The organism is Streptomyces sp. NPDC046915 (assembly GCF_040644935.1).
GTDB lineage: Bacteria > Actinomycetota > Actinomycetes > Streptomycetales > Streptomycetaceae > Streptomyces.
The window spans coordinates 475,615-499,141 of the sequence record NZ_JBEYXB010000003.1 but is presented as its reverse complement, the minus strand read 5'-3'; the positions used below and the strand labels follow the sequence as shown (position 1 = coordinate 499,141).

Genomic DNA, 23,527 nt, shown 5'->3' with positions numbered 1-23,527 from the left:
CGTTCTTGCAATCATCGGGCGGTGACCACGACGCAACAGCCTCCGTACCCGCCCACCGAGCCGCCGCACAGGCACCGCCCTGGCGACGGCTCAGAATTCGGTCATGACGCCGGTGAAGGGCACGGGCGCGGCAGAGGAGACGGACACGGCGGGGGACACGGGCACTCCCACAGTCACAGCCACGGCCCCGCGACGCCGGTCTCCAAGCATCTGCGCAGGGTCATCGCGGCCGTTCTGATCCCGTTCACCGCGGCGGTAGCGGTCGGGCTCGTGGTGCTGTGGCCCGGCGGCGCCCCTCCGCACCAGCGAACGGGGGTCGGCTTCGACCGGCAGACGCAGCAGGCGACGGTCGCCAAGGTCGTCGAGGTCAGCTGCAAGTCGGCGAACGCCTCCGGGGGCACCCCGGCCGGCGACGCCTCCACCGCCGAGGGCAGCTCCACGCAGCAGAAGGCGAGTGGCACCTGCAAGAAGGCGACGATCCGGGTCGACACCGGCAAGGACAAGGGCCGTACGTTCACGGAGATCGTGCAGCCGGACCAGCCGCGGCAGCTGCACCAGGGCGAGAAGGTCGTGGCCGCCTACGAGCCCTCGGCGCCGAAGGACCTGCAGTACTCGGTGACCGACGTCAACCGGCGCTTCCCGATGGCGCTGCTGGCCGGGCTCTTCGCCCTCGCCGTCGTGATCGTCGGGCGGATGCGTGGCGTCATGGCACTGGTCGCGCTGTCCATCAGCTTCCTGATCCTCAACTTCTTCATCCTGCCCGCGATCCTGCACGGATCGGACCCGCTGATCGTGGCGGTCGTCGGCTCCAGCGCCATCATGCTGATCGCGCTCTACATGTGCCACGGTCTGTCGGCCCGTACGTCGGTGGCGGTCCTCGGCACGCTGGTCTCGCTGTCGCTGATCGGCGTCCTCGGCAAGCTGTTCATCGGCTGGGCGGCCCTCACCGGCAACACCGACGACAGCACCGGTCTGATCCACGGCCTGTATCCGTCGATCGACATGAGCGGTCTGCTGCTCGCCGGTGTCATCATCGGGTCGCTCGGTGTCCTGGACGACGTGACGGTGACCCAGACCTCGGCCGTATGGGAGCTGCACGAAGCCAATCCGTCGATGGGCCGGCGGGGTCTGTACCGTGCGGGCATCCGTATCGGCCGCGACCACATCGCATCCGTGGTCAACACACTCGTGCTGGCCTACGCGGGTGCCGCGCTGCCCCTGCTGCTGCTGTTCTCCATCGCGCAGAGCAGTGTGGGCACGGTCGCCAACAGCGAGCTGGTGGCGGAGGAGATCGTGCGCACGCTGGTGGGCTCGATCGGTCTGGTGGCCTCCGTACCGGTCACCACCGCCCTCGCGGCCCTGGTGGTGGCGGCCGATCGTCCTGGAGCGGAGCCGGCCGTGGCCACCGTGACCTCGTCGCCCCCGGCACGTGGCGGACGGGGCAGGCGCAGGAAGCGGTGAGGATCCGTCAGGAGCTGGCGAGATCTGCGGAGAAGCGTTACTGCAAGCTCCCCGGTGCCGAGGCGCAGCGTCCGGGCCGGGTCCTGCCGTAACGCTTCAGCCGGCGCTCTGTTCCTCGGCCAGGATGCGGTCGAGGGCCTCGTCGAGGTGGGCGTCGAAGTCGGCCAGCGCCCCCTCCTGCCCCAGCGGCACCAGCTTGTCCGTACGGTCGAGGAAGGCCACCAGCGGGGGCGTCGAGGAGCGGAACAGGGCCTGGTCGGCACCGACCTGAAGCCGGATCAGCACCTCGCCCAGCGCCTCGGGGCCGGCGGGCGCGATGCGCACATCGCCGTCGCCGCACGGCCGGCCCACCCCGTCGATCAGCAGCTCGCGCCCGAAGGCCCAGGTCACCGGGGCATCACCGGGCAGGTGGAAGGTCAGCCGCACGGCATAGGGATCGCATGTCTCGTATCGCAGTTCCACGGGGATGCGGAAGGAGAGCTCCTCCGACACGAGAAAGCTCATCATGACTTCTGCCTGTACGGACTCGCGCATCGCCCATCCCGTCATAGGACACCGACTGGCCGGTAATGACCCCTTTGACACTGATGAAATCTTGCTGAAAGTACACAAGAGATCACAAGGAGTGAGTTTTCAGATACTGATAGAGAGCGCGATCGAGCCCAGATGCCGTCCGACCTCTCTCTGGAGCCGCTGGACCGCGGGCAGCAGCCGGTCGGCCTGGTGGGAGGGCAGGGAGAGGGCCATCGTGGCAGCCGTGGTGCCGACGGTGATCGGGATCGCGGCGCAGACCGTGCCCAGCGCGTACTCCTGCCGCTCCGTCGCCGGTTCCATCCGCCGGATCCGCTCAAGGCGCCGCAGCAGGGAGCGGTCGTCGCGCACCGTGTACGGCGTGAGGGACTGCACGGGGTAACGGTCGAGGTGGTCCCGGCGGGCCTCCTCGTCCAGCTGGGACAGCAGACACTGACCGATGGCGTGCGCGTGCCCGGTCTCGCGGAAGTCGGCCCACTCCTCGACCGCGGGGTTGCCCGGGGTGTCGGAGACGCACATGACCTCGATCTCGCCCTCGCGGTACATGGCGTAGTACACCGGTACACCGATGGAGTCCCGGCAGTGCGCGAGCGCGTCGGCGACCGTGCTGCGACGTTTCTGCTTCGCTCCGCTGCTGCTCAGCCGCTCGGCCGCTTCGCCGAGGAAGAACAGTCCCTTCTCCCGGCGCAGATAGCCCTCGTGCACCAGGGTGCGCAGCAGGTGGTACGCCGTGGGGAGGGCGAGGCCGGTCTCGCGGGCCAGTTGCTTGGCCGGGGCCCCGTACTCGTGACCGGCGACGGTCTCCAGCAGGCGCATCGCGCGCTGCACGGATCCGATGAGGGTCGCGGACTGCCGCTGTTCGGGGATCGCCACGGTGTGCGGCCGCCCGGCCGGGGGTGTGGCGGTGCGTGGGTGGGGCTGGGTGGGGGGTGCGTGCGGTTCCGCGGGTGCGGTGTCGACCGTGGCCAAGAGGTCACTCCCGAAGCGCGAGGGGGCAGCCCGTGCAGCAGGAACACGGGGTGGGGTGTATGCCGTCCCCGGGGCTGGGCCCCGTGGCGAATTCCGGACTCTAACGGCCCGCCACCGCCCGTGGACCGCTCGCCCGGAAAACTTCCCTCGCCCGAGGGAACCGGCGATCCCTGTTACCGTCACCGGCTCCCGCGGCGCCTCACCAGTCGCTGCGCGACGAGGAGCCCGCCATGAACTTCCGCACGATGTAGATGAGTCCGCCGACCAGGGCCACGAAGACCAGCGCCTTGAAGAGCAGGCCGATCACGAACCCGACGACGGTGGCTATGAGGCCGCCGAACACGACGAGGGCGATGACCGGCACCGCGACCCACTTCACCCACCACGGCAGACCCGCGAAGATCTCTCGCATTGCCCTTGTCCCTTGCTCTCGAAGTCGTGCTCCAGATGTCCTGCCTCGATGCTAGGTCCGCGAGCGGGCCCGGCGGGGCCCTCGCATCCCTTGTCCTCCCCTGAGCGTTCCCCTAGGGAATCACGGGGACGGCTTCACGCCTCGGGCGGAGAGAACACCACCAGAACCCTGAGGTCCTCGCTGATGTGGTGGAACTTGTGAGCGACCCCGGCCGGCACGAAAACCACGCTGCCCCGTGCCACCTGGGTGGTCTCCAGGCCGACCGTGATGGAGGCGCGGCCGCTGACGACGAAGTACACCTCGTCCTGCTTGTGCGGCTTCTGCGGGTCGTGCTCGCCCGCGTTGAGGGCGTACAGGCCGACCGACATGTTCCGCTCTCGCAGGAACTGGAGGTAGGCACCTTCGTTGGCGGCGCGCTCCGCCTCCAGTTCGTCCAGCCGGAATGCCTTCATCCTGTTGTCGCCCTCGCCCTACTGCTCGCAGCCGTTCAGGTCTGCCACGATCAGACACATGAAGAATTTCATAGTCAAGACGATCGCCAACGCTGGCGCCCTGGCGGTTGCCGTATGGCTGCTCGACAAGATCACTCTGACCGGTGACAGCACCGCCAAGAAGGCCGGCACGCTGATTGCCGTCGCCCTGGTCTTCGGCGTGGTGAACTGGCTGGTCAAGCCACTCGTCAAGGTGCTGACCTTCCCGCTGTTCATCCTCACGCTCGGCCTGTTCACCCTGGTGGTCAACGCGCTGATGCTGCTGCTGACCTCATGGGTGTCCGACAAGCTCGACCTGAGCTTCCACGTGGAGGGCTTCTGGACGGCCGTGCTCGGCGGCCTGATCATCTCGATCGTCTCCTGGGCGCTGCACGTCGTCCTGCCCGATGAGGACTGAGCCCGCCATGACCTACCGCGTCTGCTTCGTCTGCACCGGCAACATCTGCCGGTCCCCGATGGCCGAGTCCGTCTTCCGCGCGCGTGTGGCGGAGGCGGGGCTGGAGGAGCTCATCGAGGTAGACAGCGCCGGCACCGGTGGCTGGCACGAGGGCGACGGCGCCGACCCGCGCACGGTCTCCGTCCTGGACGACCACGGCTACGACAGCGGCCACACCGCCCGCCAGTTCCAGGCGTCCTGGTTCGGCCGCCTCGACCTGGTGATCGCCCTCGACACCGGCCACCTCAAGGCCCTGCGCCGCCTGGCGCCCACGGAGGAGGACGCCCGGAAGGTGCGGCTGCTGCGCTCCTACGATCCCGCCGCGGCCGACGACCTGGACGTACCGGACCCGTACTACGGGGGCCTGGACGGCTTCGAGGAGTGTCTTGAGATGGTGGAGGCGGCGAGCACCGGTCTGCTCGCCGCGGTACGGCACGAAGCGGAGGGACGGGCGGCATGAGCGAACCGGCTGCGGGCAACACCGGCCCGGGCGCGGAGAAGGGCCCTGGAGGCGCCGGGTACGGTCTCTCCGGCTCCGGCTCCGGCGAGGGCACGCGCGCGGTGCGGGCCGGGTTGCCCAAGCCGGTCAAGCACGAGCCCGCCCTGCCCGGGCCCGTGTTCGCCGCCCACTTCCATCTGCCGGGCGACCCCACGGGGCCGTACACCTACGGCCGCGACGAGAACCCCACCTGGACCCTGCTGGAGCGCGCCATCGGCGAGCTCGAGGCCCCTGGGCGGGACGGTGTGGAGACGCTGGTCTTCTCCTCCGGCATGGCGGCCACCTCGTCCGTGCTGTTCTCCCAGCTGCGTACCGGGGACGCTGTCGTGCTGCCCAGCGACGGCTACCAGGCGCTGCCGCTGGTGCGCGCCCAGCTGGAGGCGTACGGCATCGAAGTGCGCACCGCGCCCACCGGCGGCGACGCCCAGCTGGAGGTCCTCGACGGGGCGAGGCTGCTGTGGATCGAGTCGCCGGCCAATCCCGGGCTCGACGTCTGCGACATCCGGCGGCTCGTGGGCGCGGCTCACGCGCGTGGGGCCCTGGTCGCCGTCGACAACACGCTCGCGACGCCGCTCGGGCAGCGGCCGCTGGAGCTGGGCGCCGACTTCTCCGTGGCCAGCGGCACCAAGCAGCTCACCGGGCACGGGGACCTCCTGCTCGGATACGTCACCGGCCGAAGCGGCGAGGCCATGGCCGCCGTACGCCGCTGGCGCAAGATCGCCGGGGCGATCGCCGGGCCCATGGAGGCCTGGCTGGCCCACCGCTCCCTGGCCACGATCCAGCTGCGGGTGGACCGGCAGAACGCCACGGCCCTGACGCTCGCCGAGGCCCTGCGGGGGCGGCCCGAGGTGACCGGGCTGCGATATCCGGGGCTGCCGGAGGACCCCGCGCACACGATCGCCGCACAGCAGATGCGCCGCTACGGGTGTGTCGTCTCCTTCACGCTGCCCACGCGCGCGCGTGCCGACCGTTTCCTCGACGCCCTCCGGTTCGTGGACGACGCGACCAGCTTCGGCGGGATCCGCTCCACGGCCGAACGGCGCGGCCGCTGGGGCGGGGACGCGGTACCGGAGGGATTCATCCGGCTGTCGGTCGGCGCCGAGGACCCTCAGGACCTGGTGGCGGACGTGCTCCGGGCGCTGGACGAGACGGCGGACTGACAGCGGATTGACCGCGGACTGGCAGTGGGACGAGAACCCGATGGGATCCGGCCGTGGACGACGGACGGTCCGAGCCTCCCCCCTCGTGGCTCGGACCGTCCCGGTTCCGCGCGCGAAGAACCGCGCGAACAAGGCTAGTTGACTCTCTGTCAGTGTCCAATCACGCTAGCGACAGGGGCCTATCGACTTATTTATAGTTGGACCTGTCCGGGGGGCGGGAGAAGGGCAGGGAAAGGGGAGGGCGTTCCATGGATCTGGCCTTGCTGCGCACCTTCGTGACCGTGCACCGGGCCGGCTCCTTCACCCGCGCCGCCGCGCTTCTCGGTCTCTCCCAGCCGGCCGTCACCTCCCAGATCCGCACCCTGGAAAGACAACTGGGCCGCCCGCTGTTCCTGCGGCAGGCCCGCGGGGTGACTCCCACGACCATCGGCGACGAGCTCGCGCACAAGGCCGCGCCGCATCTCGACGCGCTCGTGGAGATAGCCGAGACCGGGCTCGACGACGAGTCCTCGTCACGTACCCTGCACCTCGCCGGGCCGCCCGAGTTCACCGCGGAACGCGCGCTCCCCGCCCTCACCGAGCTCACCGGGGACGACTGGCGGGGCTTCGCACTGCGCGCCTCGTTCGGGAACGCCGAGGAGATTCTGGAGGGGCTGGCCGCCGGGCATCATGATCTGGTCATCTGCACGGCCCGTCCGCGCGGTGCCCTGCTCACGGCGACTCCACTGTGCGATGAGGAGCACGTCCTGGTCGCCGCCCCTCGCTGGGCCGAGCGGATCGACTCGGGGAAACCGCGCCGCAAGGGGGCCGCCGCCCTGGAGAATCTGCCCGTGGTCGAGGTCCACGAGTCGCTGCCCTTCGTCTCCCGCTACTGGGCCTCCGTCTTCGACTCCCGCCCCTCCGCGTCCGGCACCGTCATCGTTCCCGACCTGCGCGCCGTTCTTGCCTGTGCGACCGCCGGGGCCGGGCTGGCGGTACTGCCCCGCTATCTGTGCACCGCCGCCGTCCAGCAGGGTGACGTGGTCGCGCTGCACGAGCCGGCCGTGCCCCCGCTGCGGACATACTTCCTGGTGGTGCGTACCGGCACGCTCGCGATGCCGCATATCGCGCGGGCGCACGAGTGGCTTCAGCGGGCGGCCGCCGACTGGTGCTGAGCAGGGGGCGCACCGCGGTCACGGCGCGCGCTCGCCCGGTGGCGCTTTGCGATGTTTCACGTGGAACCAACCGGGCGACATTTCTCCCATGACCGTCCGACCCGTGGTCAAGCGCACCGCCCGTGCCGTTCTCCTCGACGGTGACGACCTGATCCTGATCAAGCGCACCAAGCCTGGTGTCGATCCCTACTGGGTCACTCCCGGTGGCGGGGTCGAGCCGAGCGACACGACCGTCGTCGACGCCCTGCACCGCGAGGTGCACGAGGAACTCGGCGCCAAGATCACCGACGTGGTGCCCTGCTTCGTGGACACCGTGGAGCACATCGGCGAGGACGGCGGCGCGACCGGTGTGAAGGTGCAGCACTTCTTCGTCTGCCGGCTGGAGTCCATGGACCCCTCGCTGCGCCACGGTCCCGAAATGGACGAGCCCACCGGCGAGTACGAGATCGTCCGTGTGCCGTTCACACGGGTCGGCATCGCCTCCGTCCATCTCGTCCCGCTGTCCTTGCGGCACTACCTGGACGGCAACATCGAGGGCGTGCGGGCCATGCATGCACCGGATCTGGGCTGAGTCTCAGTTCCCCGCGACCACGAGTTCCTCGACCGAGTCGTGGCGTATCCGCTCCGAGGGGATACCGACGTCCCTGAGCGCGTCGACACCGCTGCGGATCATTCCGGGCGGTCCGGAGAGATAGGCCTCGTACTGGGTCCACGGTCCGTACTCGCGCACGGCGTCCGGGAGCTGGAGGTTCGTCTGCTGGTCGACGATCGTGCGGACGGAGAGCCAGGGATGGCTCTGCTGCAACCGCAGCATGGTGTCGATGTCGTACAGGTCGTGGTCCGTGCGGGCGCCGTAGAACACCTCGACGGGACGGCGTTCGCCGTGCTCGACGACATCCTCGACCAGCGCCTTGATGGGCGCTATGCCGGTGCCGCCGCCGAGACAGAGCAGGCCGCTGTCGGTGGTGTGGTCGACGGTCATCGACCCGGTGGGCGGACCGAGCCGGATGACGTCCCCCGGGCGGGCCCGGTGCACCAGGGCATTGGAGACCCAGCCCGCGGGAACGGCCTTCACATGGAATGTCAGCAGCCCGTCGCTGCGGGGGGCGGAGGCGAAGGAGTAGTGCCGCCAGGTGCGGGGCCACCAGGGTGTCTCCACGCTCGTGTACTGCCCGGCGAGGAAGGGGTAGGGCTGGTCCGGGCGGAGAGTGAGGACCGCTACGTCCGGCGTCCTGAGATCGTGTGCGACGACCTCGGCGTACCACCAGGCCGGCAAGCGCAGTTCGTCGGCGGCCGCCGCGTCGATCATGATCTGCGACATCCTCGTGTAGGCCCGCACCCAGGCCGCCTCTGTCTCCGTGCCCCAGACGGCGGAGGCGTACTTGCTCAGGGCGCCGATCAGACACTCGCCGAGGGCGGGGTAGTGCTCGGGCCGGGTGCCGTACTTGCGGTGACCGCGGCCGAGATTCTGCAGGTAGTCGACGAGGACGGGCGTGTTGTCGATGTGCTCGACCGCCGTCAGCAGCGCTTTCAGCAGCCGCTCCCGCTGGATGTCCATCGCGGGCGGGAACAGCGGTCGCAGGCCGGGGTGACGTACGAAGAGCAGGGCGTAGAAGTACGAGGTGACCTGCTCGGCCACGGGGGCGACCTCGGCCATGGTGCGGCGGATGAGGAGGGCGTCCGGGGAGGCGCCCACGGCGGTGGGGGGCTCCGCGTGCCCCTTGGGGGCGGGAGCATCCGTGGAGGGGTGTTCCGGTCCATCACCGTCCACTGGCGCCGGCGGTGCGGTGTGTGGCGTGAACCAGCCACCTCCGCCGGATGTGCCGTTGTCCGCCGACGTGGTGGTCGGAGCGTCCATGGTGTGCCTCGCCTCGAACATCTTTCGGTCGGTCTGCGCACTTCCGAATCGGAAGATGCCTGCTTTCCCCCCGCGGTCGGCCGCAGCATCACCCCGGCGCGGATACTTCTGGCCGCATACCCGGAAATGCGGCCTTCGATCTATCCGTCTCATTGAGCTGCGTCGTGAACCGCAGTCGACCCTACCGGCCACCGCCCGCCGCACAAGTCCCCCCTCGCTCCCCCGGCGAATCGGCTCGGACCCGAACCAGTGATTCCCTCGATTACCGGGCGGGGCCCACCAATTGGTAGGCATCCCACAGATCCCGTCCCGTGTAGGAGTGTGTCGCGAGACCCGTCAGACTGGCGTCCCCATTGACCGCGACCGACACCGGCACCACCGTGAAGAGATCCCGGTCCGACAACGAGTCGCCGTAAGCGACACAGTCCGCACGGGTCACCCCGAACTCCTTGCACAACTGGTCCGCGATCCGCACTTTGGCCGCGGAGTTGAGCGCACCGGCCGGGTCCACCGGCTCGGTGAACGGCACGGTGGGAAAGCGGGATCCGAACGCCGCATGCGCTCCCCAGTTCAGGAGCCGTTCCACGAAGAAGGAAGGCGAGAGCGACACCACGGCGCAATAGTCACCGGCACCCCTGATCCTCGCCCACACCTCACGGATCCGGGCCAGCCAAGGAGCCCCCTCGAAAGCGGCCGCCACATGCGCCTCGGTGAGTTCCGCCCACAGCGCACGCACATGGATCGCGTATTCCGGCGGCCCGATCCGCCTTGCCGCGATCTCCAGATCGAGGGCCACCGCCTCGGCTTCCAAACCGAGTTGGCGGGAAATTTCCACTGGAGCGGTCGTTCCATGCAGCAAAGTGCCATCAAGATCGAAGAGATGAAGTCTCGGCATGGCCTCGAGGTTAATGGGAAGGCTTGGTGACTCTTCTGCGGCCTGCCGGATGCGCATCGTTCGCCGACGTTTCACGTGAAACACCCCATGCCTGTCCGTGCGCTGCTCGGACGGCTACGACATGGCCAAAAGCACCTGCGTATGCCTCGAAACAGGTGGACGCAGAGGGCACCGGTCGGACAGCCTGACCTGCGTGCCGACTCCATCCCTCGACGCTCTGCCCATTCGCCGTCTGACGCTGCGCGATCTCACCGCCTGCGCCGACTTGTCCGAAGACCGGGGGTGGCCACGGGAGGAACACAAATGGGGCTTCCTCCTCGTCGCCGGACGGGGTTACGGCATCGACGATCCCGACGGTGGTCTGGTCGCGGCGTGCGTCGTCACGCAGTACGGCCCGCAGGACCACCCGGCTCTCGGCGCCCTCGGCATGGTCCTGGTCGCCGAGCGGCATGCCCGCCGGGGCGTCGGACGCCGCTTGATGCGTCATGTCGTCTCCGCGATGGGAACCACGCCCCTGACCTTGCACGCGACGCCGTACGGGCGCCCGCTCTACGAAGAGCTCGGTTTCAAGGTCACCGGCCGGGCGGAGATGGTGAGGGGACACTTCACCCCGGGTGGGCCGGAGCACGGCGTCCCGACACGTGCGGCAACCGCGGAGGACCTCACCTCGATCCTCCGGCTCGACGAGGAGGTGTTCGGGGCCGACCGCACCCACATCATCACGCGGCTTCCCGCCTTCGCCGACCAGCTACGAGTCGCCGAGGAGAACGGCCGGATCACCGGGTACGCGGGCGCCTGGCCCAATATGGACACGCAGGTCGTCGGACCGCTGATCGCCCGGGACGCCGAGACGGCACGGGCCCTCCTCGCCTCGCTCGCCGCCCACACGGACCGCCCGCTGCGGACCGACATCGACGTACGGCACGAAGGGTTGCTGGCGTGGGTGAAGGAGCGCGGGCTGGAGTCCGTCGCCTTCAACTCCGTCATGACGTACGGCGTCACAGACCTGCCCGGTGACTGGACCCGCCGATTCGCCCCACTGACGGTGGCGGCGGGCTGAGACGCCCCCGCACACGGAACACCGGCCACCGCTGCACCGCGGGGCCGGCGTTCACCGCTGACGGACTCCGTGATCAGGCGAGCGTCTCCACTGCGGTGAGGGCGAAGCCGTGGTCCTGCTCCGGCGTGCCACCGCCGACGCCGATCGCGCCGATCAGGCGGCCGTCGCGGTGGACCGGGATGCCACCCGCGATGAACAGCAAGGGCCGGTCGAGCGCGGTGGGCAGGGTGTGGAAGGGTGCGCCGGGCTGGACGGCGTCGACGAGGTCGGCGGTGGGGGCGTTCAGCTGGAGCGCCGTGTAGGCCTTGCGGGTGCTGGTCTCACCGGAGATCAGTACGGCACGGTCGTCCCGGCGGAAGGCCAGCAGGTGGCCGCCCGCGTCCAGGACGGTGACGCTCACGGTGGCTCCGGTGGCCTCGGCCGCTTCGCGGGCCGCGTGCACGAGGGCTTCGGCGTCCTGCGTGGTCAGCGGGGCGACAGTGGTGGTGCTCATGAGGGGTGCTTCTCCTTGTGGTGTTCCGGACATCGTGCTCGGGGAGCGCGGTGGTTCAGTGGTGGGCGGCTGCGCGCTGGTCGGCGCGTGCAGGGGCGGCCACCGCGGTGTCGCGGGCCCTGTCGCGGCGTTCGAGGGCCGCGGAGAACAGGGCCAGTACCAGGGCCGCCGCGGCGAGGACGGCACCGACCCAGTTGGGCGCGGTGTAGCCGAGGCCCGCGCTGATCACCAGACCGCCGAGCCAGGCGGAGAGGGCGTTGCCCAGGTTGAAGGCGCCGATGTTCACGGCCGACGCCAGTGTCGGAGCACCATGCGCCTGGTCGAGGACACGCTTCTGCAGGGGCGGCACGGTCGCGAAGCCCAGGGCGCCGATCAGGGCGATGGTCACCGCTGCCGCGACCTTGTTGTGCGCGGTGAGCGTGAACAGCGCGAGTACGACCGCCAGGGCGCCCAGCGAGACGTAGAGCATGGGCATCAGCGCGCGGTCGGCGAACCTGCCGCCGATCAGGTTGCCGCCGACCATGCCGAGACCGAACAGCACCAGCAGCCAGGTGACGGATCCGTCGGCGAAACCGGCGACGTGGGTCATCATCGGCGCGATGTAGGTGATGGCCGCGAAGACACCACCGAAGCCGAGGACGGTCATCGCCATGGCCAGCAGAACCTGGGCGTTCTTGAAGGCAGCGAGCTCGTGGCGCAGGTGCACGCCCTGGGGCCTGGGCAGCTCGGGCACCAGCTTGGCGATGCCGGCCAGGCCGACCACGCCGAGGCCCGCGACGATGCCGAAGGTGACACGCCAGCCGATGTGCTGCCCGATGAGCGTGCCCAGCGGGACACCTACGACGTTGGCGACGGTCAGGCCGGTGAACATCATCGCGATGGCGCCCGCCTTCTTGTCCGGCGCCACCAGGTCGGCCGCGACGACCGAGCCGATGCCGAAGAACGCGCCGTGCGCGAGGGAGGCGACCACACGGCCGATCAGCATGACCGCGAAGACGGGGGCGACGGCGGACAGCAGGTTCCCGGCGATGAACAGACCCATCAGCAGCATCAGCATCCGCTTCCGGGAGACCTTGGTGCCGAGCGCGGTCATCAGGGGAGCCCCCAGCACCACGCCGAGCGCGTAGCCGGTGACCAGCAGGCCCGCGGCGGGGATGGAAACCCCGAAGTCGCCCGCGACCTCGGGCAGCAAGCCCATGATCACGAACTCGGTCGTTCCGATTCCGAAGGCCCCGATCGCGAGGGCCAGAAGCGCGAGAGGCATGTGGGGTACACCTTCCCAGACGATTGCAGGTGCGCTTTGCGTGCGTCCACAATAATTGCACACGCGGGCTATATGCAAGCGCAGGCTATTGCGGCGCTGCCCTATCCTTGGATGGCAGCCGCTCCGGGACGAGGAGAACGCCACATGACAGCGACGGACCCCGCGCTCACCGCGCTCGCACAGGGCTGGTGCGCCCTGTCCCTGCTGCACGGGAGGATCGAGACGCACATCGAGCGCGCCCTGCAGAGCGGGCACGGCCTGAGCGTGCGCGAGTACTCCCTGCTGGACGTGCTCAGCCGGCAGCACGACGGCGAAGGAGGGCACCTCCAGATGAAGCAGGTCGCCGACGCGGTCGTCCTCAGCCAGAGCGCCACCACCCGGCTGGTCACCCGGCTCGAGGACCGCGGGCTGCTCGAGCGCTACCTGTGCCCCACCGATCGCCGGGGCATCTACACGAACGTCACCGAGGCCGGGCTCAAACTGCTGGCCGAGGCGCGGCCCACCAATGACGCCGCCCTGCGGGAGGCACTCGACGAAGCGGCCATGAGTCCTGGACTGGCGCCGCTGGTCCGCGTGGTGGAGTCGCTGAACGTGCCCGCATAGGCTGCGCCCATGGGAGATCATTTCGAGATACGCGCCGCCGTCGCCGACGACATCCCCGCCGTCGTCGGCATGCTCGCCGACGACCCGCTCGGCGCACAGCGCGAGTCACCGGACGACCTGACCCCGTACCTGACCGCGTTCAAGCGGCTCGACGCCGATCCGAACCAGCATCTGGTCGTCGCGGAACGCGAGGGCCGAGTCGTCGGCACACTTCAGCTCACGATCATTCCCGGGCTGTCGAGGCGCGGGGCCACCCGGTCGATCATCGAGGGTGTCCGCATCCATGCGGACGAACGGGGCAGCGGTCTGGGCACGCGGCTCATCGAGTGGGCGATCGAGGAATCCAGGCGGCTGGGCTGCCAGTTGGTGCAGCTGACGTCCGACAGCACACGCACCGACGCCCATCGCTTCTACGAGCGGCTCGGCTTCACGGCCTCGCACGTGGGATTCAAGCTCCCGCTCTGAGACCGGCCGGGAGGGCCTGTTTCACGTGAAACAGGCCACCCGCGGCGCGGGCCGGCTAACCGATCCCCCGCCAGCCCTCCGCGTCCACCCCTCCGGGGACGGGAGCCTCCCCGTCGTACGGCTGACGCGTGAACACGAACGACCCGAGGTCGAGATGACTGAGGGCTCCGTCCGGGCGCCGTACGGGCCGCAGGAGCTCTCCGGCGTAGTAACCCTCCAGTCCCGTCCAGGTGCCGTCACCGTTGGCCCGGAAACGCGAGCTGCGGCCGTTGCCGGACAGCGGCCCCAGGGAGACGAGCCCGTCGGCCGCCACCCGCAGAGCGAAGGCATGCGTGCCCCAGTACCACTGCCCCGCCAGCTCCAGCACCGAGCGGTCGACCTCGGACAGGGGGCGCCAGGGCTCGGGAATCCTTGGCTCGGCCTCGGCGACGATACGAACGAGGTCGGCGCCCACCACGGACAGCAGGGGACCGGAAGTGCAGTTGGCCAGCACCACGGCCGCGACATCGTCCGCCACGCTGAAGGTGAGGTTCGCCAGGAAGCCCGGCAACGAGCCGGAGTGCCCCACGAGCAGCCTGCCGTCGCGGTGCTGGATCTGCAGACCGAGGCCGTAGGTGGCACCGTCCATCACATCCGCGGCCTCGGCCGGCGCCGCGGGTGTCCGCATCTCCCGCACCGACTCCGCACCGAGAACACGGTCGTCGCCCTTGGCCAGGAAGGCCGCGAAGCGGGCCAAGTCGCCGGTCGTAGACCACAGTTGGCCGGCAGGTGCCATACGGCCGAGGTCCTCCACCGGCTCCGGCAGCAGAGCGTCGGCCCATGGGTGCACCGCCCAGCCACCCGCATGGGGTGCCTGCGGCTGGGCAGTCGTACGGTTCAGGCCCAGGGGTTCGAGTACCTCGTGCCGGAGGACCTCCTCCCAGGGGGTGCCACGCATCTCCTCCACCAGCGCGCCCAGCAGCGTGTAGCCGGGGTTCGAATAGTGGAACCGGCGGCCGACCGGATGCAGCAGGGGCTGCTCACCCAGGACGTCACTCAGCTCCGGACGCAGAGAACCGGGAGTCCGCTCCCACCAGGGTCCCGGCGACTCGGCCGCCAGCCCGCCCGTGTGCGCGAGCAGTTCGGCGATGGTCGCCTCCCCCGCACCGGTGCCCGGCAGATGCTTCTCCAGCGGGTCACCGAGGTCGAGCACACCTTCGTCACGCAGCCGCAGCACCAGGACGGCGGTGAACGTCTTGGTGATCGAACCGATCCTGTACTGCACGTTCTCGTCCGGCCCATGGCCGTCCACACAGGTCCGCGCTCCGTGCCACACCGCTCGCCCGCCCCGCACCACTGCCGCGACCAGCGACGGCGCGCGCCCTTCGGCCTGGGCCACGGCGATCCGGTGCCGCAATGCCCGACGTGTGCCGGGCAGCAGCTCTTCCTCAGATGTCGTCATGCCGCCAGTCCACCCCGGAAGGCCCGTGGGCGTCGAGTTGATTTGGCCGCGGCGATGCCGTCGAGCAGGAAGTCGAGCCGATCAGGTCTGCGCCATGTCCACGAACCGGGAGTAGTGGCCCTGGAAGGCGACCGTGATCGTGGCCGTCGGGCCGTTTCGGTGCTTGGCGACGATCAGGTCGGCCTCGCCCGCGCGAGGAGACTCCTTCTCGTAGGCGTCCTCGCGGTGCAGCAGGATGACCATGTCGGCGTCCTGCTCGATGGATCCCGACTCACGCAGGTCGGAGACCATGGGCTTCTTGTCGGTGCGCTGCTCGGGGCCACGGTTGAGCTGGGAGAGCGCGATGACCGGGACCTCCAGTTCCTTGGCGAGCAGCTTGAGGTTACGGGACATGTCCGAGACCTCCTGCTGACGGCTCTCGGCACGCTTGGAGCCGCCGGACTGCATCAGCTGGAGGTAGTCGATGACGACCAGCCGGATGTCGTTGCGCTGTTTGAGCCGACGGCACTTGGCCCGGATCTCCATCATCGACAGGTTCGGGGAGTCGTCGATGAAGAGCGGTGCGGCCGACACGTCCGGCATGCGGCGGGCCAGCCGTGTCCAGTCCTCGTCGGTCATCGTGCCCGAGCGCATGTGGTGCAGGGCGACACGGGCCTCGGCGGACAGCAGACGCATCGCGATCTCGTTGCGGCCCATTTCGAGGGAGAAGATGACGCTCGGCAGGTTGTGCTTGATGGAGGCGGCCCGTGCGAAGTCCAGGGCCAGCGTCGACTTACCCATGGCGGGACGTGCCGCGATGACGATCATCTGGCCGGGGTGCAGGCCGTTCGTCAGCGAGTCGAAGTCGGTGAACCCGGTGGGCACGCCCGTCATCTCGCCGCTCCGCGACCCGATCGCCTCGATCTCGTCGAGGGCGCCCTCCATGATGTCGCCGAGCGGGAGGTAGTCCTCGCTGGTGCGCTGCTCGGTGACGGCGTAGATCTCGGCCTGGGCGCGGTTGACGATCTCGTCCACGTCGTCGTCGGCCGCGTATCCCATCTGCGTGATGCGCGTGCCGGCCTCGACGAGGCGGCGCAGCACCGCTCGCTCGTGGACGATCTCGGCGTAGTACTCGGCGTTCGCCGCCGTCGGCACCGTCTGCACGAGGGTGTGCAGATACGCCGCTCCGCCGATCTTGTTGATCTCACCTCGCTTGGTGAGCTCGGCGGCGATGGTGATGGGGTCGGCGGGCTCGCCCTTGGCGTAGACGTCGAGGATCGCCTGGTAGATCGTCTCGTGCGCGGGCTTGTAGAAGTCGTGGCCCTTGAGGACCTCGACGACGTCGGCGATGGCGTCCTTGGAGAGCAGCATGCCGCCGAGCACGGACTGCTCGGCGTCGAGGTCCTGCGGCGGCACCCGCTCGAAGGAGGAACCACCGCCGTCCCAGGCGCCGCCGTCGCCGCCCCGGTCGTGCTGCTCGTCACGGCCGCGGCCGCCACCGCTGCTCCGGCGGGAGGCGGGCAGACGATCGCTGGGACCGCTGTCGGCCCACGGATCGTCCAAGGGCTCGGAAATGCTCACCGAGCCACCTCCTCCCGTCCGCCCGGGCGGACCTCGCCGTGCCCTCTTTTGTACGGCACGGCACTGACAACTTAGAGGCCCAGTTCCGGTTCCATCGCGTCGGTTTTGTGAGGTTTCCGAGGCCGAGAGAAGGAGCGGGCGCCGGACAACGGTAGGCCCGTCGGCACCGTCAGCCAATCTGGTTATCCACAGGCCATGTGGACGACGGCCCGGATGCTGTGGAGAACTCGCCGAAACCTGTGCACGACCCGGTGGACAGCCCTGTGAACAAGCCCTCGATCGCTTCCTCGAAACAGCTTTGACCAGCACCTTTCCCGTCCACCGGCTGTGCAGAAGAAAAACTTCCCCAGTCGGACCAAGATCGCCCCAAGAGGGGTGCGCAAGCATGCGACCTACAACCACAAGTAAGGATCGCAACTCGATTGCATCTCTTACCTGTGGACGATTAGATTAGTGCTCATGCCACAGGCTTCCACGATCCCCGGAGCCGGCCCAAGACGGCACGACCGCGAGATCGTCGCCCTGGCCGTACCCGCCTTCGGCGCACTCGTCGCCGAGCCCCTTTTCGTCATGGCCGACAGTGCGATCGTCGGCCATCTCGGCACGGCCCAGCTCGCCGGCCTCGGGGTCGCCTCGGCCCTCCTCACGACAGCCGTGAGCGTCTTCGTCTTCCTGGCCTACGCCACCACCGCGGCTGTCGCCCGACGCGTCGGCGCCGACGACCTCCAGGCGGCCATCCGCCAGGGCATGGACGGCATCTGGCTCGCGCTGCTGCTGGGCGCCACGGTCATCGCCCTCGTCCTGCCCCTGGCACCTGCCTTGGTGGACGTCTTCGGCGCCTCGCCCACCGCGGCCCCGTACGCGACGACCTATCTGCGGATCTCCGCCCTCGGCATCCCGGCCATGCTGGCCGTGCTCGCCGCCACCGGTGTCCTGCGCGGGCTCCAGGACACCAGGACACCGCTGTACGTGGCCGTCGCGGGCTTCGTCGCCAATGCCGTTCTCAACGTCGGTCTCGTCTACGGCGCCGGTCTCGGCATCGCCGGTTCCGCCTGGGGCACGGTGATCGCCCAGTGCGGGATGGCGGCGGTGTATCTCACCGTGGTCGTCCGAGGAGCCCGTCGACACGGAGCATCCCTGCGGCCCGACGCATCCGGCATCCGGGCCTCCGCCCATGCCGGCGCGCCCCTGCTGATCCGGACACTCTCGCTACGGGCGATCCTCATGATCGCCACAGCCGTCGCGGCCCGCCTCGGTGACGCCGACATCGCGGCCCACCAGATCATCCTGTCCCTGTGGAGCCTTCTCGCCTTCGCCCTCGATGCCATCGCGATCGCCGGGCAGGCCATCATCGGGCGCTACCTCGGCGCGGACGACGCCCGGGGGGCCCGGGACGCCTGTCGCCGGATGGTGCAGTGGGGCGTGGCCGTCGGGGTGCTTCTCGGACTGCTGGTGATCGTGACGCGACCGCTGTTTCTGCCGCTGTTCACCAGCGACGGCGTGGTGAAGGACACCGCACTGCCCGCGCTGCTCATGGTGGCGCTCTCCCAGCCGATCTGCGGAGTGGTCTTCGTCCTCGACGGCGTACTCATGGGCGCGGGGGACGGGCCGTACCTGGCCGGAGCCATGCTGGTGACCCTTGCCGTCTTCGCCCCCGTGGCGCTGCTGGTCCCCGTCTTCGGGGGCGGACTCACCGCGCTCTGGGCAGCCATGACACTGATGATGACCGTACGGATGCTGACGCTGTGGCTGCGTACCCGCTCGGGCCGCTGGATCGTCACCGGCGCAACGCGCTGACCGTTTCACGTGAAACCGCTGCTTCGAAACCACCGTTTCACGTGAAACACAACGAAGACAACACAACGAAGAAGGGGCCGCACCAGCAGGTGCGGCCCCTTCTCTCAGCCGTGCAAGCCGAGTTGCCTCAGCCGTTCAAGCCGAGCGCAGCGATCACGCAGCGACGACCTCGAGGTTGACCTTGGCGGCAACCTCGGGGTGCAGACGCACCGACGTCTCGTGGGCGCCCAGCGTCTTGATCGGCGAACCGACCTCGATGCGGCGCTTGTCGACCTCGGGGCCACCGGAAGCCTTGATCGCCGAAGCGATGTCGGCCTGGGTGACGGAACCGAAGAGGCGACCGGCGTCGCCGGCACGCACGGCCAGGCGGACCTTGACGCCCTCGAGCTGGGCCTTCACCTGGTTGGCCTGCTCGATGGTCTGGATCTCGTGGATCTTGCGAGCACGACGGATCTGCTCGACGTCCTTCTCGCCGCCCTTGGTCCAGCGGATCGCGAACTTCCGCGGGATCAGGTAGTTGCGAGCGTAACCGTCCTTGACGTCGACGACGTCGCCCGCGGCACCGAGGCCGGAGACCTCGTGGGTGAGGATGATCTTCATGTTTCGGTCACCCTTCCCTTAGCGCGCAGTGGAGGTGTAGGGCAGCAGCGCCATCTCACGGCTGTTCTTCACGGCCGTGGCGACGTCACGCTGGTGCTGCGTGCAGTTGCCGGTCACGCGGCGGGCACGGATCTTGCCGCGGTCGGAAATGAACTTCCGCAGCATGTTCGTGTCCTTGTAGTCCACGTACGTGACCTTGTCCTTGCAGAAAGCGCAGACCTTCTTCTTAGGCTTGCGCACAGGCGGCTTCGCCATGGTGTTTCTCCTGTGTGATCAAGAAGTTTGGGTACGACCCGCCCTTGGCCCGAGGGCCTAGAAGGGAGGCTCGTCCGAGTAGCCGCCACCGCCACCGCCGCCGCCGGAGCCACCGCCCCAGCCACCGCCGCCGCCCTGCTGGCCACCACCGGCGGGAGCGCCGGTCGCCCACGGGTCGTCGGCGGGAGCGCCGCCACCCTGCTGGCCGCCACCGGGGCCGCCGCCCCAGCCGCCGCCACCCTGCTGGCCGCCGCCACCGCCGCCGTAACCGCCCTGGCCACCGCGGCCGGCGGTCTTGGTGACCTTGGCCGTGGCGTTGCGCAGGCTGGCGCCGACTTCCTCGACGTCCAGCTCGTAGACCGTGCGCTTGACGCCCTCGCGGTCCTCGTACGACCGCTGCTTCAGCCGGCCCTGCACGATGACGCGCATGCCTCGCTGGAGCGACTCGGCGACGTTCTCCGCCGCCTGACGCCAGACCGAGCAGGTCAGAAAGAGGCTCTCGCCGTCCTTCCACTCGTTCGTCTGGCGGTCGAAGGTGCGGGGAGTGGACGCGACGCGGAACTTCGCGACCGCCGCACCGGACGGGGTGAAGCGCAGCTCGGGGTCATCGACAAGGTTGCCGACGACCGTGATGACGGTCTCGCCTGCCATGGGGGAACCTCTCGGCGGGTTTGCTGCTGGCTGCTTGGTGCTACTCGAATCCCGGGATCAACTGAGCGGGAGAGCTCAGTGGGTCTCGGGGCGGAGGACCTTGGTCCGGAGGACCGACTCGTTCAGGTTCATCTGGCGGTCGAGCTCCTTCACGACCGCAGGCTCGGCCTGCAGGTCGATGACCGAGTAGATGCCCTCAGGCTTCTTCTTGATCTCGTACGACAGACGACGACGGCCCCAGGTGTCGACCTTCTCCACCTTGCCGTTGCCCTCGCGGACGACGGAGAGGAAGTTCTCGATCAGGGGGGCGACAGCGCGCTCCTCCAGATCGGGGTCGAGGATGACCATCACCTCGTAGTGACGCATGTGGAACCCACCTCCTTTGGACTCAGCGGCCACGGTCGTTCCGTGGCAGGAGGGTTGTGATGCGTACGCAACGGTATCGGCCGCCACTGACAACGCCACTGGAATCAGAGCCACTGACGAATCAGGGCCGCTGACGATCAGATGACGATCAGGCCTGGGCAGACACCGGTGCAGACGGTACACACTACCCGCACACCTGCTTCCGGTTGAAATCCGGCCGGGAAGGCCGCCAGTCTGTACACATCGGGTGTGTACGGCGCTACCGTGCGCCGCCTTCCGCAGGAGGTGCCCCATGGCACAACAGGCATTGCGACCCAACACCGCCGGATCCCTCTTCGCCACCGACGGCAAGACCCATCCGCTCCCGGACGCCCTGATGGCGGTGACGCTGGTGCTCGGCGTGACGGCCTTCATCACGGGCTTCTTCGGCAGCCTGCACCTGCTCAGCTCCTGGGCCGGCCTGGTGGGCCTGCTCACCGGCGTGTCCGGACAGTGGGTCTCGGTGACCACGCGCGAGCGATTCGGGCTGATCGTGGGCCTCGGTGCCTCGGGGGTCGGCTTCATGCTCGGTATGGCTAACGGCGGACTGTTCGGCGGCCTCATCGGCTGAGCCTCCGGACGCCGTCCGTCCGGACTTCTTTCCGAACATCGTGGAACGCCCCGGCGGGCCGCAGGCCGGGGCGCAGGTGCCCCATGCCCAGTCGGGGCGCTCGAAAGGCGCAGTAGGCTTCGGCGCGTGAGCCGGAGCCCCTGTACCCAGGGGGACACACCAGCCCGAGGAGCGCCCCGAATGAGCCTGACCCTGAGGACCATCAGCCGAGAGCAGCATCTGGCCTACATCCAGAGCCTGCCGTCGGCGAGCCACATGCAGGTCCCGGCCTGGGCTGATGTGAAGGCGGAGTGGCGCTCGGAGAACCTCGGCTGGTTCGACGGACGGACCGGCGAGCTGGTCGGCGTGGGTCTGGTCCTCTACCGCCAGTTGCCCAAGATCAAGCGCTACCTCGCCTACCTCCCCGAGGGCCCGGTCATCAACTGGTTCGCGCCGAATCTGGACGACTGGATCCAGCCGATGCTGGCCCACCTCAAGCAGCAGGGCGCCTTCTCCGTGAAGATGGGCCCGCCGGTGATCATCCGGCGCTGGGAGGCCAACTCCATCAAGCAGGGCATCCAGGACCCGGACGTGAAGCGCCTGCGCGACGTCGAGGCCGACTTCATCGAGCCCCGCGCCTTCGAGGTGGCCGACAAGCTGCGCCGCATGGGCTGGCAGCAGGGCGAGGACGGCGGCGCCGGCTTCGGCGACGTTCAGCCCCGCTACGTCTACCAGGTGCCCCTCGCCAACCGGTCCCTGGAAGAGGTCCACAAGAACTTCAACCAGCTGTGGCGCCGCAACATCAAGAAGGCTGAGAAGGCCGGCGTCGAGGTCGTCCAGGGCGGCTACCAGGACCTCGCCGAATGGCAGCGGCTGTACGAGATCACGGCCGTGCGCGACCACTTCCGGCCCCGCCCGCTGTCGTACTTCCAGCGCATGTGGACGGCCCTCAACACCGAGGACCCCAACCGGATGCGGCTGTACTTCGCCCGCCACAACGGCGTGAACCTCTCCGCCGCGACGATGCTGATCGTCGGCGGGCACGTCTGGTACTCCTACGGCGCCTCCGACAACATCGGCCGCGAGGTGCGGCCCTCGAACGCGATGCAGTGGACGATGCTGCGCGACGCCTACGCGCTCGGCGCCACCGTCTACGACCTGCGCGGCATCTCCGACTCGCTGGACGAGACCGACCACCTCTTCGGCCTGATCCAGTTCAAGGTGGGCACGGGCGGTCAGGCCGCGGAGTACCTCGGCGAGTGGGACTTCCCGCTCAACAAGCTGCTCCACAAGGCGCTGGACATCTACATGTCGCGCCGCTGAGCCCGGCCGTTTGATTCCATAGGCTTCACACCGTTCACACCTCTTTCCCACCGCAGCCCACGAGAAAGGTCCCAGGTCCGGCCATGGCGCTCACGCTCTACGTCGACACCGCGCGCTGGCGGGCGCACCACAAGCACGTGCAGGAGCAGTTCCCCGGGCTCGTCCCGGTCTGCAAGGGCAACGGCTACGGCTTCGGGCACGAGCGCCTGGCGGAAGAGGCCACGCGACTGGGCTCGGACGTGCTCGCCGTCGGCACGACGTACGAGGCCGCGCGCATCAAGGACTGGTTCGGCGGGGACCTGCTGGTGCTGACGCCGTACCGGCGCGGCGAGGAGCCGGTGCCGCTGCCCGACCGGGTCATCCGGTCCGTGTCGTCGATCGACGGCGTGTACGGGCTCGTGGGCGCCCGCGTGGTCATCGAGGTGATGTCCTCGATGAAGCGCCACGGCATCAGCGAGCAGGACCTGCCGCAGCTCCATTCGGCCATAGAGAACATCCGGCTGGAGGGCTTCGCCATCCACCTGCCGCTGGACCGCACCGACGGCTCGGACGCCGTCGAGGAGGTCATCGGCTGGATGGACCGGCTGCGCGCGGCCCGGCTGCCGCTGCACACGATGTTCGTCAGCCACCTCAAGGCCGAGGAACTCGCCCGGCTCCAGCAGCAGTTCCCGCAGACCCGTTTCCGCGCCCGCATCGGCACGCGGCTGTGGCTGGGGGACCACGACGCCACCGAGTACCGCGGGGCGGTCCTGGACGTCACGCGCGTCGCCAAGGGCGACCGCTTCGGCTACCGCCAGCAGAAGGCGGCCTCGGACGGCTTCCTGGTGGTCGTGGCGGGCGGTACGTCGCACGGGGTGGGCCTGGAGGCCCCGAAGGCCCTGCACGGCGTCATGCCGCGGGCCAAGGGCGTCGCACGGGCCGGCCTGGCCACGGTCAACCGGAACCTTTCTCCGTTCGTCTGGGGCGGCAAGCAGCGCTGGTTCGCGGAGCCGCCGCACATGCAGGTGTCGATCCTGTTCGTCCCGTCGGATGCGCCCGAGCCGAAGGTGGGCGAGGAACTGGTGGCCCATCTGCGGCACACCACCACGCAGTTCGACCGGATCGTCGACCGCTGATCCGGCCGGCCGGCAGCCGAAAGGCCGTACACGGGTCCTCCGGGACCACTGTGTACGGCCTTTTACGTGTCTCCGCCTC

27 protein-coding genes are annotated in these 23,527 nt (G+C 69.2%); 13 read left to right on the top strand and 14 right to left on the bottom strand.

Going from position 1 to position 23,527, the window contains the following annotated elements; translation table 11 throughout:
* Window positions 1-21 precede the first annotated feature (21 nt).
* Window positions 22-1,461, top strand: coding sequence for a YibE/F family protein (locus tag ABZ915_RS10465; RefSeq protein WP_361798973.1), 1,440 nt, complete (start codon window positions 22-24; stop codon window positions 1,459-1,461).
* A 96-nt stretch (window positions 1,462-1,557) separates the two neighbouring features.
* On the opposite strand, the gene ABZ915_RS10460 is transcribed toward ABZ915_RS10465, so the two are convergent.
* The 4 genes from ABZ915_RS10460 to ABZ915_RS10445 all read right to left on the bottom strand — a co-directional run bounded on the left by ABZ915_RS10460 (window position 1,558) and on the right by ABZ915_RS10445 (window position 3,825).
* Window positions 1,558-1,995, bottom strand: coding sequence for an SsgA family sporulation/cell division regulator (locus ABZ915_RS10460; RefSeq protein WP_361798970.1), 438 nt, complete (start codon window positions 1,993-1,995; stop codon window positions 1,558-1,560).
* 99 nt (window positions 1,996-2,094) lie between these two features.
* Window positions 2,095-2,820 carry an IclR family transcriptional regulator C-terminal domain-containing protein gene (locus ABZ915_RS10455; RefSeq protein WP_361799498.1) on the bottom strand — a complete coding sequence of 242 codons (726 nt, stop codon included), beginning with the start codon at window positions 2,818-2,820 and terminating at the stop codon, window positions 2,095-2,097.
* 340 nt (window positions 2,821-3,160) lie between these two features.
* Complete coding sequence (locus tag ABZ915_RS10450; RefSeq protein WP_361441945.1) at window positions 3,161-3,373, bottom strand: DUF5326 family protein; 213 nt, start codon at window positions 3,371-3,373, stop codon at window positions 3,161-3,163.
* 134 nt (window positions 3,374-3,507) lie between these two features.
* Window positions 3,508-3,825, bottom strand: a complete 318-nt coding sequence (locus ABZ915_RS10445; protein WP_361798967.1) for a cupin domain-containing protein — start codon at window positions 3,823-3,825, stop codon at window positions 3,508-3,510.
* A 58-nt stretch (window positions 3,826-3,883) separates the two neighbouring features.
* Between ABZ915_RS10445 and ABZ915_RS10440 the strand changes: the two genes are divergently transcribed.
* The 5 genes from ABZ915_RS10440 to ABZ915_RS10420 all read left to right on the top strand — a co-directional run bounded on the left by ABZ915_RS10440 (window position 3,884) and on the right by ABZ915_RS10420 (window position 7,684).
* Entirely contained in the window at window positions 3,884-4,261 is a 378-nt protein-coding gene (locus tag ABZ915_RS10440) for a phage holin family protein (RefSeq protein WP_361798965.1), read from the top strand.
* Between the two features lie 7 nt (window positions 4,262-4,268).
* Window positions 4,269-4,760, top strand: a complete 492-nt coding sequence (locus tag ABZ915_RS10435; RefSeq protein ID WP_361798962.1) for a low molecular weight protein-tyrosine-phosphatase — start codon at window positions 4,269-4,271, stop codon at window positions 4,758-4,760.
* The gene (locus ABZ915_RS10430; protein WP_361798959.1) at window positions 4,757-5,959 is read left to right on the top strand and encodes a cystathionine gamma-lyase; all 1,203 of its coding nucleotides are present in this window, start codon (window positions 4,757-4,759) and stop codon (window positions 5,957-5,959) included. The genes ABZ915_RS10435 and ABZ915_RS10430 overlap by 4 nt, the downstream gene beginning before the upstream one ends.
* Window positions 5,960-6,207: 248 nt before the next feature.
* The gene (locus ABZ915_RS10425) at window positions 6,208-7,113 is read left to right on the top strand and encodes a LysR family transcriptional regulator (protein ID WP_361798956.1); all 906 of its coding nucleotides are present in this window, start codon (window positions 6,208-6,210) and stop codon (window positions 7,111-7,113) included.
* A gap of 88 nt (window positions 7,114-7,201) precedes the next feature.
* On the top strand, window positions 7,202-7,684 hold the full coding sequence (locus tag ABZ915_RS10420; RefSeq protein ID WP_361798953.1) for an NUDIX hydrolase: 483 nt from the start codon (window positions 7,202-7,204) through the stop codon (window positions 7,682-7,684).
* A gap of 3 nt (window positions 7,685-7,687) precedes the next feature.
* Here the strand turns inward: ABZ915_RS10420 and ABZ915_RS10415 are convergent, their stop codons facing one another.
* The gene (locus tag ABZ915_RS10415; protein ID WP_361798950.1) at window positions 7,688-8,992 is read right to left on the bottom strand and encodes a globin domain-containing protein; all 1,305 of its coding nucleotides are present in this window, start codon (window positions 8,990-8,992) and stop codon (window positions 7,688-7,690) included.
* Window positions 8,993-9,233: 241 nt separating this feature from the next.
* Window positions 9,234-9,866 carry a haloacid dehalogenase-like hydrolase gene (locus ABZ915_RS10410; RefSeq protein WP_361799495.1) on the bottom strand — a complete coding sequence of 211 codons (633 nt, stop codon included), beginning with the start codon at window positions 9,864-9,866 and terminating at the stop codon, window positions 9,234-9,236.
* Window positions 9,867-10,059: 193 nt separating this feature from the next.
* Here ABZ915_RS10410 and ABZ915_RS10405 point away from each other — a divergent pair, with 193 nt between their 5' ends.
* Complete coding sequence (locus ABZ915_RS10405; RefSeq protein ID WP_361798947.1) at window positions 10,060-10,926, top strand: GNAT family N-acetyltransferase; 867 nt, start codon at window positions 10,060-10,062, stop codon at window positions 10,924-10,926.
* Between the two features lie 73 nt (window positions 10,927-10,999).
* On the opposite strand, the gene ABZ915_RS10400 is transcribed toward ABZ915_RS10405, so the two are convergent.
* Both ABZ915_RS10400 and ABZ915_RS10395 read right to left on the bottom strand, forming a co-directional pair.
* Entirely contained in the window at window positions 11,000-11,419 is a 420-nt protein-coding gene (locus ABZ915_RS10400) for a heme-binding protein (protein ID WP_361798944.1), read from the bottom strand.
* 55 nt (window positions 11,420-11,474) lie between these two features.
* A complete protein-coding gene (locus tag ABZ915_RS10395) occupies window positions 11,475-12,683 on the bottom strand; it encodes an MFS transporter (RefSeq protein WP_361798941.1) in 1,209 nt (402 codons plus the stop codon).
* A gap of 144 nt (window positions 12,684-12,827) precedes the next feature.
* Between ABZ915_RS10395 and ABZ915_RS10390 the strand changes: the two genes are divergently transcribed.
* Window positions 12,828-13,286: a MarR family transcriptional regulator gene (locus tag ABZ915_RS10390; RefSeq protein ID WP_361798938.1), complete on the top strand. Its 459-nt coding sequence runs from the start codon at window positions 12,828-12,830 to the stop codon at window positions 13,284-13,286.
* Window positions 13,287-13,295: 9 nt separating this feature from the next.
* Window positions 13,296-13,751, top strand: coding sequence for a GNAT family N-acetyltransferase (locus ABZ915_RS10385; RefSeq protein WP_361798935.1), 456 nt, complete (start codon window positions 13,296-13,298; stop codon window positions 13,749-13,751).
* A gap of 55 nt (window positions 13,752-13,806) precedes the next feature.
* Here ABZ915_RS10385 and ABZ915_RS10380 read toward each other — a convergent pair whose 3' ends face one another.
* On the bottom strand, window positions 13,807-15,192 hold the full coding sequence (locus ABZ915_RS10380; RefSeq protein WP_361798932.1) for a serine hydrolase domain-containing protein: 1,386 nt from the start codon (window positions 15,190-15,192) through the stop codon (window positions 13,807-13,809).
* A gap of 81 nt (window positions 15,193-15,273) precedes the next feature.
* Complete coding sequence (dnaB, locus tag ABZ915_RS10375) at window positions 15,274-16,752, bottom strand: replicative DNA helicase (protein ID WP_361798929.1); 1,479 nt, start codon at window positions 16,750-16,752, stop codon at window positions 15,274-15,276.
* A gap of 459 nt (window positions 16,753-17,211) precedes the next feature.
* Here dnaB and ABZ915_RS10370 point away from each other — a divergent pair, with 459 nt between their 5' ends.
* Entirely contained in the window at window positions 17,212-18,549 is a 1,338-nt protein-coding gene (locus ABZ915_RS10370) for an MATE family efflux transporter (protein WP_361798926.1), read from the top strand.
* Between the two features lie 153 nt (window positions 18,550-18,702).
* On the opposite strand, the gene rplI is transcribed toward ABZ915_RS10370, so the two are convergent.
* The 4 genes from rplI to rpsF all read right to left on the bottom strand — a co-directional run bounded on the left by rplI (window position 18,703) and on the right by rpsF (window position 20,421).
* Window positions 18,703-19,149: a 50S ribosomal protein L9 gene (rplI, locus tag ABZ915_RS10365; RefSeq protein WP_361798923.1), complete on the bottom strand. Its 447-nt coding sequence runs from the start codon at window positions 19,147-19,149 to the stop codon at window positions 18,703-18,705.
* Window positions 19,150-19,167: 18 nt separating this feature from the next.
* Window positions 19,168-19,404: a 30S ribosomal protein S18 gene (gene rpsR, locus ABZ915_RS10360; protein WP_003949403.1), complete on the bottom strand. Its 237-nt coding sequence runs from the start codon at window positions 19,402-19,404 to the stop codon at window positions 19,168-19,170.
* 57 nt (window positions 19,405-19,461) lie between these two features.
* Window positions 19,462-20,055, bottom strand: coding sequence for a single-stranded DNA-binding protein (locus ABZ915_RS10355; protein ID WP_361798920.1), 594 nt, complete (start codon window positions 20,053-20,055; stop codon window positions 19,462-19,464).
* Window positions 20,056-20,130: 75 nt separating this feature from the next.
* Complete coding sequence (gene rpsF / locus ABZ915_RS10350) at window positions 20,131-20,421, bottom strand: 30S ribosomal protein S6 (protein WP_005482942.1); 291 nt, start codon at window positions 20,419-20,421, stop codon at window positions 20,131-20,133.
* Window positions 20,422-20,713: 292 nt separating this feature from the next.
* Here rpsF and ABZ915_RS10345 point away from each other — a divergent pair, with 292 nt between their 5' ends.
* The 3 genes from ABZ915_RS10345 to ABZ915_RS10335 all read left to right on the top strand — a co-directional run bounded on the left by ABZ915_RS10345 (window position 20,714) and on the right by ABZ915_RS10335 (window position 23,448).
* On the top strand, window positions 20,714-21,031 hold the full coding sequence (locus ABZ915_RS10345; RefSeq protein WP_361798917.1) for a hypothetical protein: 318 nt from the start codon (window positions 20,714-20,716) through the stop codon (window positions 21,029-21,031).
* A gap of 180 nt (window positions 21,032-21,211) precedes the next feature.
* Complete coding sequence (femX, locus tag ABZ915_RS10340; protein WP_361798914.1) at window positions 21,212-22,333, top strand: peptidoglycan bridge formation glycyltransferase FemX; 1,122 nt, start codon at window positions 21,212-21,214, stop codon at window positions 22,331-22,333.
* An 83-nt stretch (window positions 22,334-22,416) separates the two neighbouring features.
* Window positions 22,417-23,448, top strand: coding sequence for an alanine racemase (locus tag ABZ915_RS10335; protein WP_361798911.1), 1,032 nt, complete (start codon window positions 22,417-22,419; stop codon window positions 23,446-23,448).
* Window positions 23,449-23,527: the final 79 nt, after the last annotated feature.

Excerpts from the sequence above, each read along its gene's own strand:
- ABZ915_RS10460 (WP_361798970.1), bottom strand. The coding sequence starts at position 1,995 with ATGCGCGAGTCCGTACAGGCAGAAGTCATGATGAGCTTTCTCGTGTCG.
- ABZ915_RS10450 (WP_361441945.1), bottom strand. The coding sequence starts at position 3,373 with ATGCGAGAGATCTTCGCGGGTCTGCCGTGGTGGGTGAAGTGGGTCGCG.
- ABZ915_RS10445 (WP_361798967.1), bottom strand. The coding sequence starts at position 3,825 with ATGAAGGCATTCCGGCTGGACGAACTGGAGGCGGAGCGCGCCGCCAAC.
- ABZ915_RS10440 (WP_361798965.1), top strand. The coding sequence starts at position 3,884 with ATGAAGAATTTCATAGTCAAGACGATCGCCAACGCTGGCGCCCTGGCG.
- ABZ915_RS10435 (WP_361798962.1), top strand. The coding sequence starts at position 4,269 with ATGACCTACCGCGTCTGCTTCGTCTGCACCGGCAACATCTGCCGGTCC.
- ABZ915_RS10430 (WP_361798959.1), top strand. The coding sequence starts at position 4,757 with ATGAGCGAACCGGCTGCGGGCAACACCGGCCCGGGCGCGGAGAAGGGC.
- ABZ915_RS10425 (WP_361798956.1), top strand. The coding sequence starts at position 6,208 with ATGGATCTGGCCTTGCTGCGCACCTTCGTGACCGTGCACCGGGCCGGC.
- ABZ915_RS10420 (WP_361798953.1), top strand. The coding sequence starts at position 7,202 with ATGACCGTCCGACCCGTGGTCAAGCGCACCGCCCGTGCCGTTCTCCTC.
- ABZ915_RS10415 (WP_361798950.1), bottom strand. The coding sequence starts at position 8,992 with ATGTTCGAGGCGAGGCACACCATGGACGCTCCGACCACCACGTCGGCG.
- ABZ915_RS10410 (WP_361799495.1), bottom strand. The coding sequence starts at position 9,866 with ATGCCGAGACTTCATCTCTTCGATCTTGATGGCACTTTGCTGCATGGA.
- ABZ915_RS10400 (WP_361798944.1), bottom strand. The coding sequence starts at position 11,419 with ATGAGCACCACCACTGTCGCCCCGCTGACCACGCAGGACGCCGAAGCC.
- ABZ915_RS10395 (WP_361798941.1), bottom strand. The coding sequence starts at position 12,683 with ATGCCTCTCGCGCTTCTGGCCCTCGCGATCGGGGCCTTCGGAATCGGA.
- ABZ915_RS10390 (WP_361798938.1), top strand. The coding sequence starts at position 12,828 with ATGACAGCGACGGACCCCGCGCTCACCGCGCTCGCACAGGGCTGGTGC.
- ABZ915_RS10385 (WP_361798935.1), top strand. The coding sequence starts at position 13,296 with ATGGGAGATCATTTCGAGATACGCGCCGCCGTCGCCGACGACATCCCC.
- ABZ915_RS10380 (WP_361798932.1), bottom strand. The coding sequence starts at position 15,192 with ATGACGACATCTGAGGAAGAGCTGCTGCCCGGCACACGTCGGGCATTG.
- ABZ915_RS10370 (WP_361798926.1), top strand. The coding sequence starts at position 17,212 with ATGCCACAGGCTTCCACGATCCCCGGAGCCGGCCCAAGACGGCACGAC.
- rplI (WP_361798923.1), bottom strand. The coding sequence starts at position 19,149 with ATGAAGATCATCCTCACCCACGAGGTCTCCGGCCTCGGTGCCGCGGGC.
- rpsR (WP_003949403.1), bottom strand. The coding sequence starts at position 19,404 with ATGGCGAAGCCGCCTGTGCGCAAGCCTAAGAAGAAGGTCTGCGCTTTC.
- ABZ915_RS10355 (WP_361798920.1), bottom strand. The coding sequence starts at position 20,055 with ATGGCAGGCGAGACCGTCATCACGGTCGTCGGCAACCTTGTCGATGAC.
- rpsF (WP_005482942.1), bottom strand. The coding sequence starts at position 20,421 with ATGCGTCACTACGAGGTGATGGTCATCCTCGACCCCGATCTGGAGGAG.
- ABZ915_RS10345 (WP_361798917.1), top strand. The coding sequence starts at position 20,714 with ATGGCACAACAGGCATTGCGACCCAACACCGCCGGATCCCTCTTCGCC.
- femX (WP_361798914.1), top strand. The coding sequence starts at position 21,212 with ATGAGCCTGACCCTGAGGACCATCAGCCGAGAGCAGCATCTGGCCTAC.
- ABZ915_RS10335 (WP_361798911.1), top strand. The coding sequence starts at position 22,417 with ATGGCGCTCACGCTCTACGTCGACACCGCGCGCTGGCGGGCGCACCAC.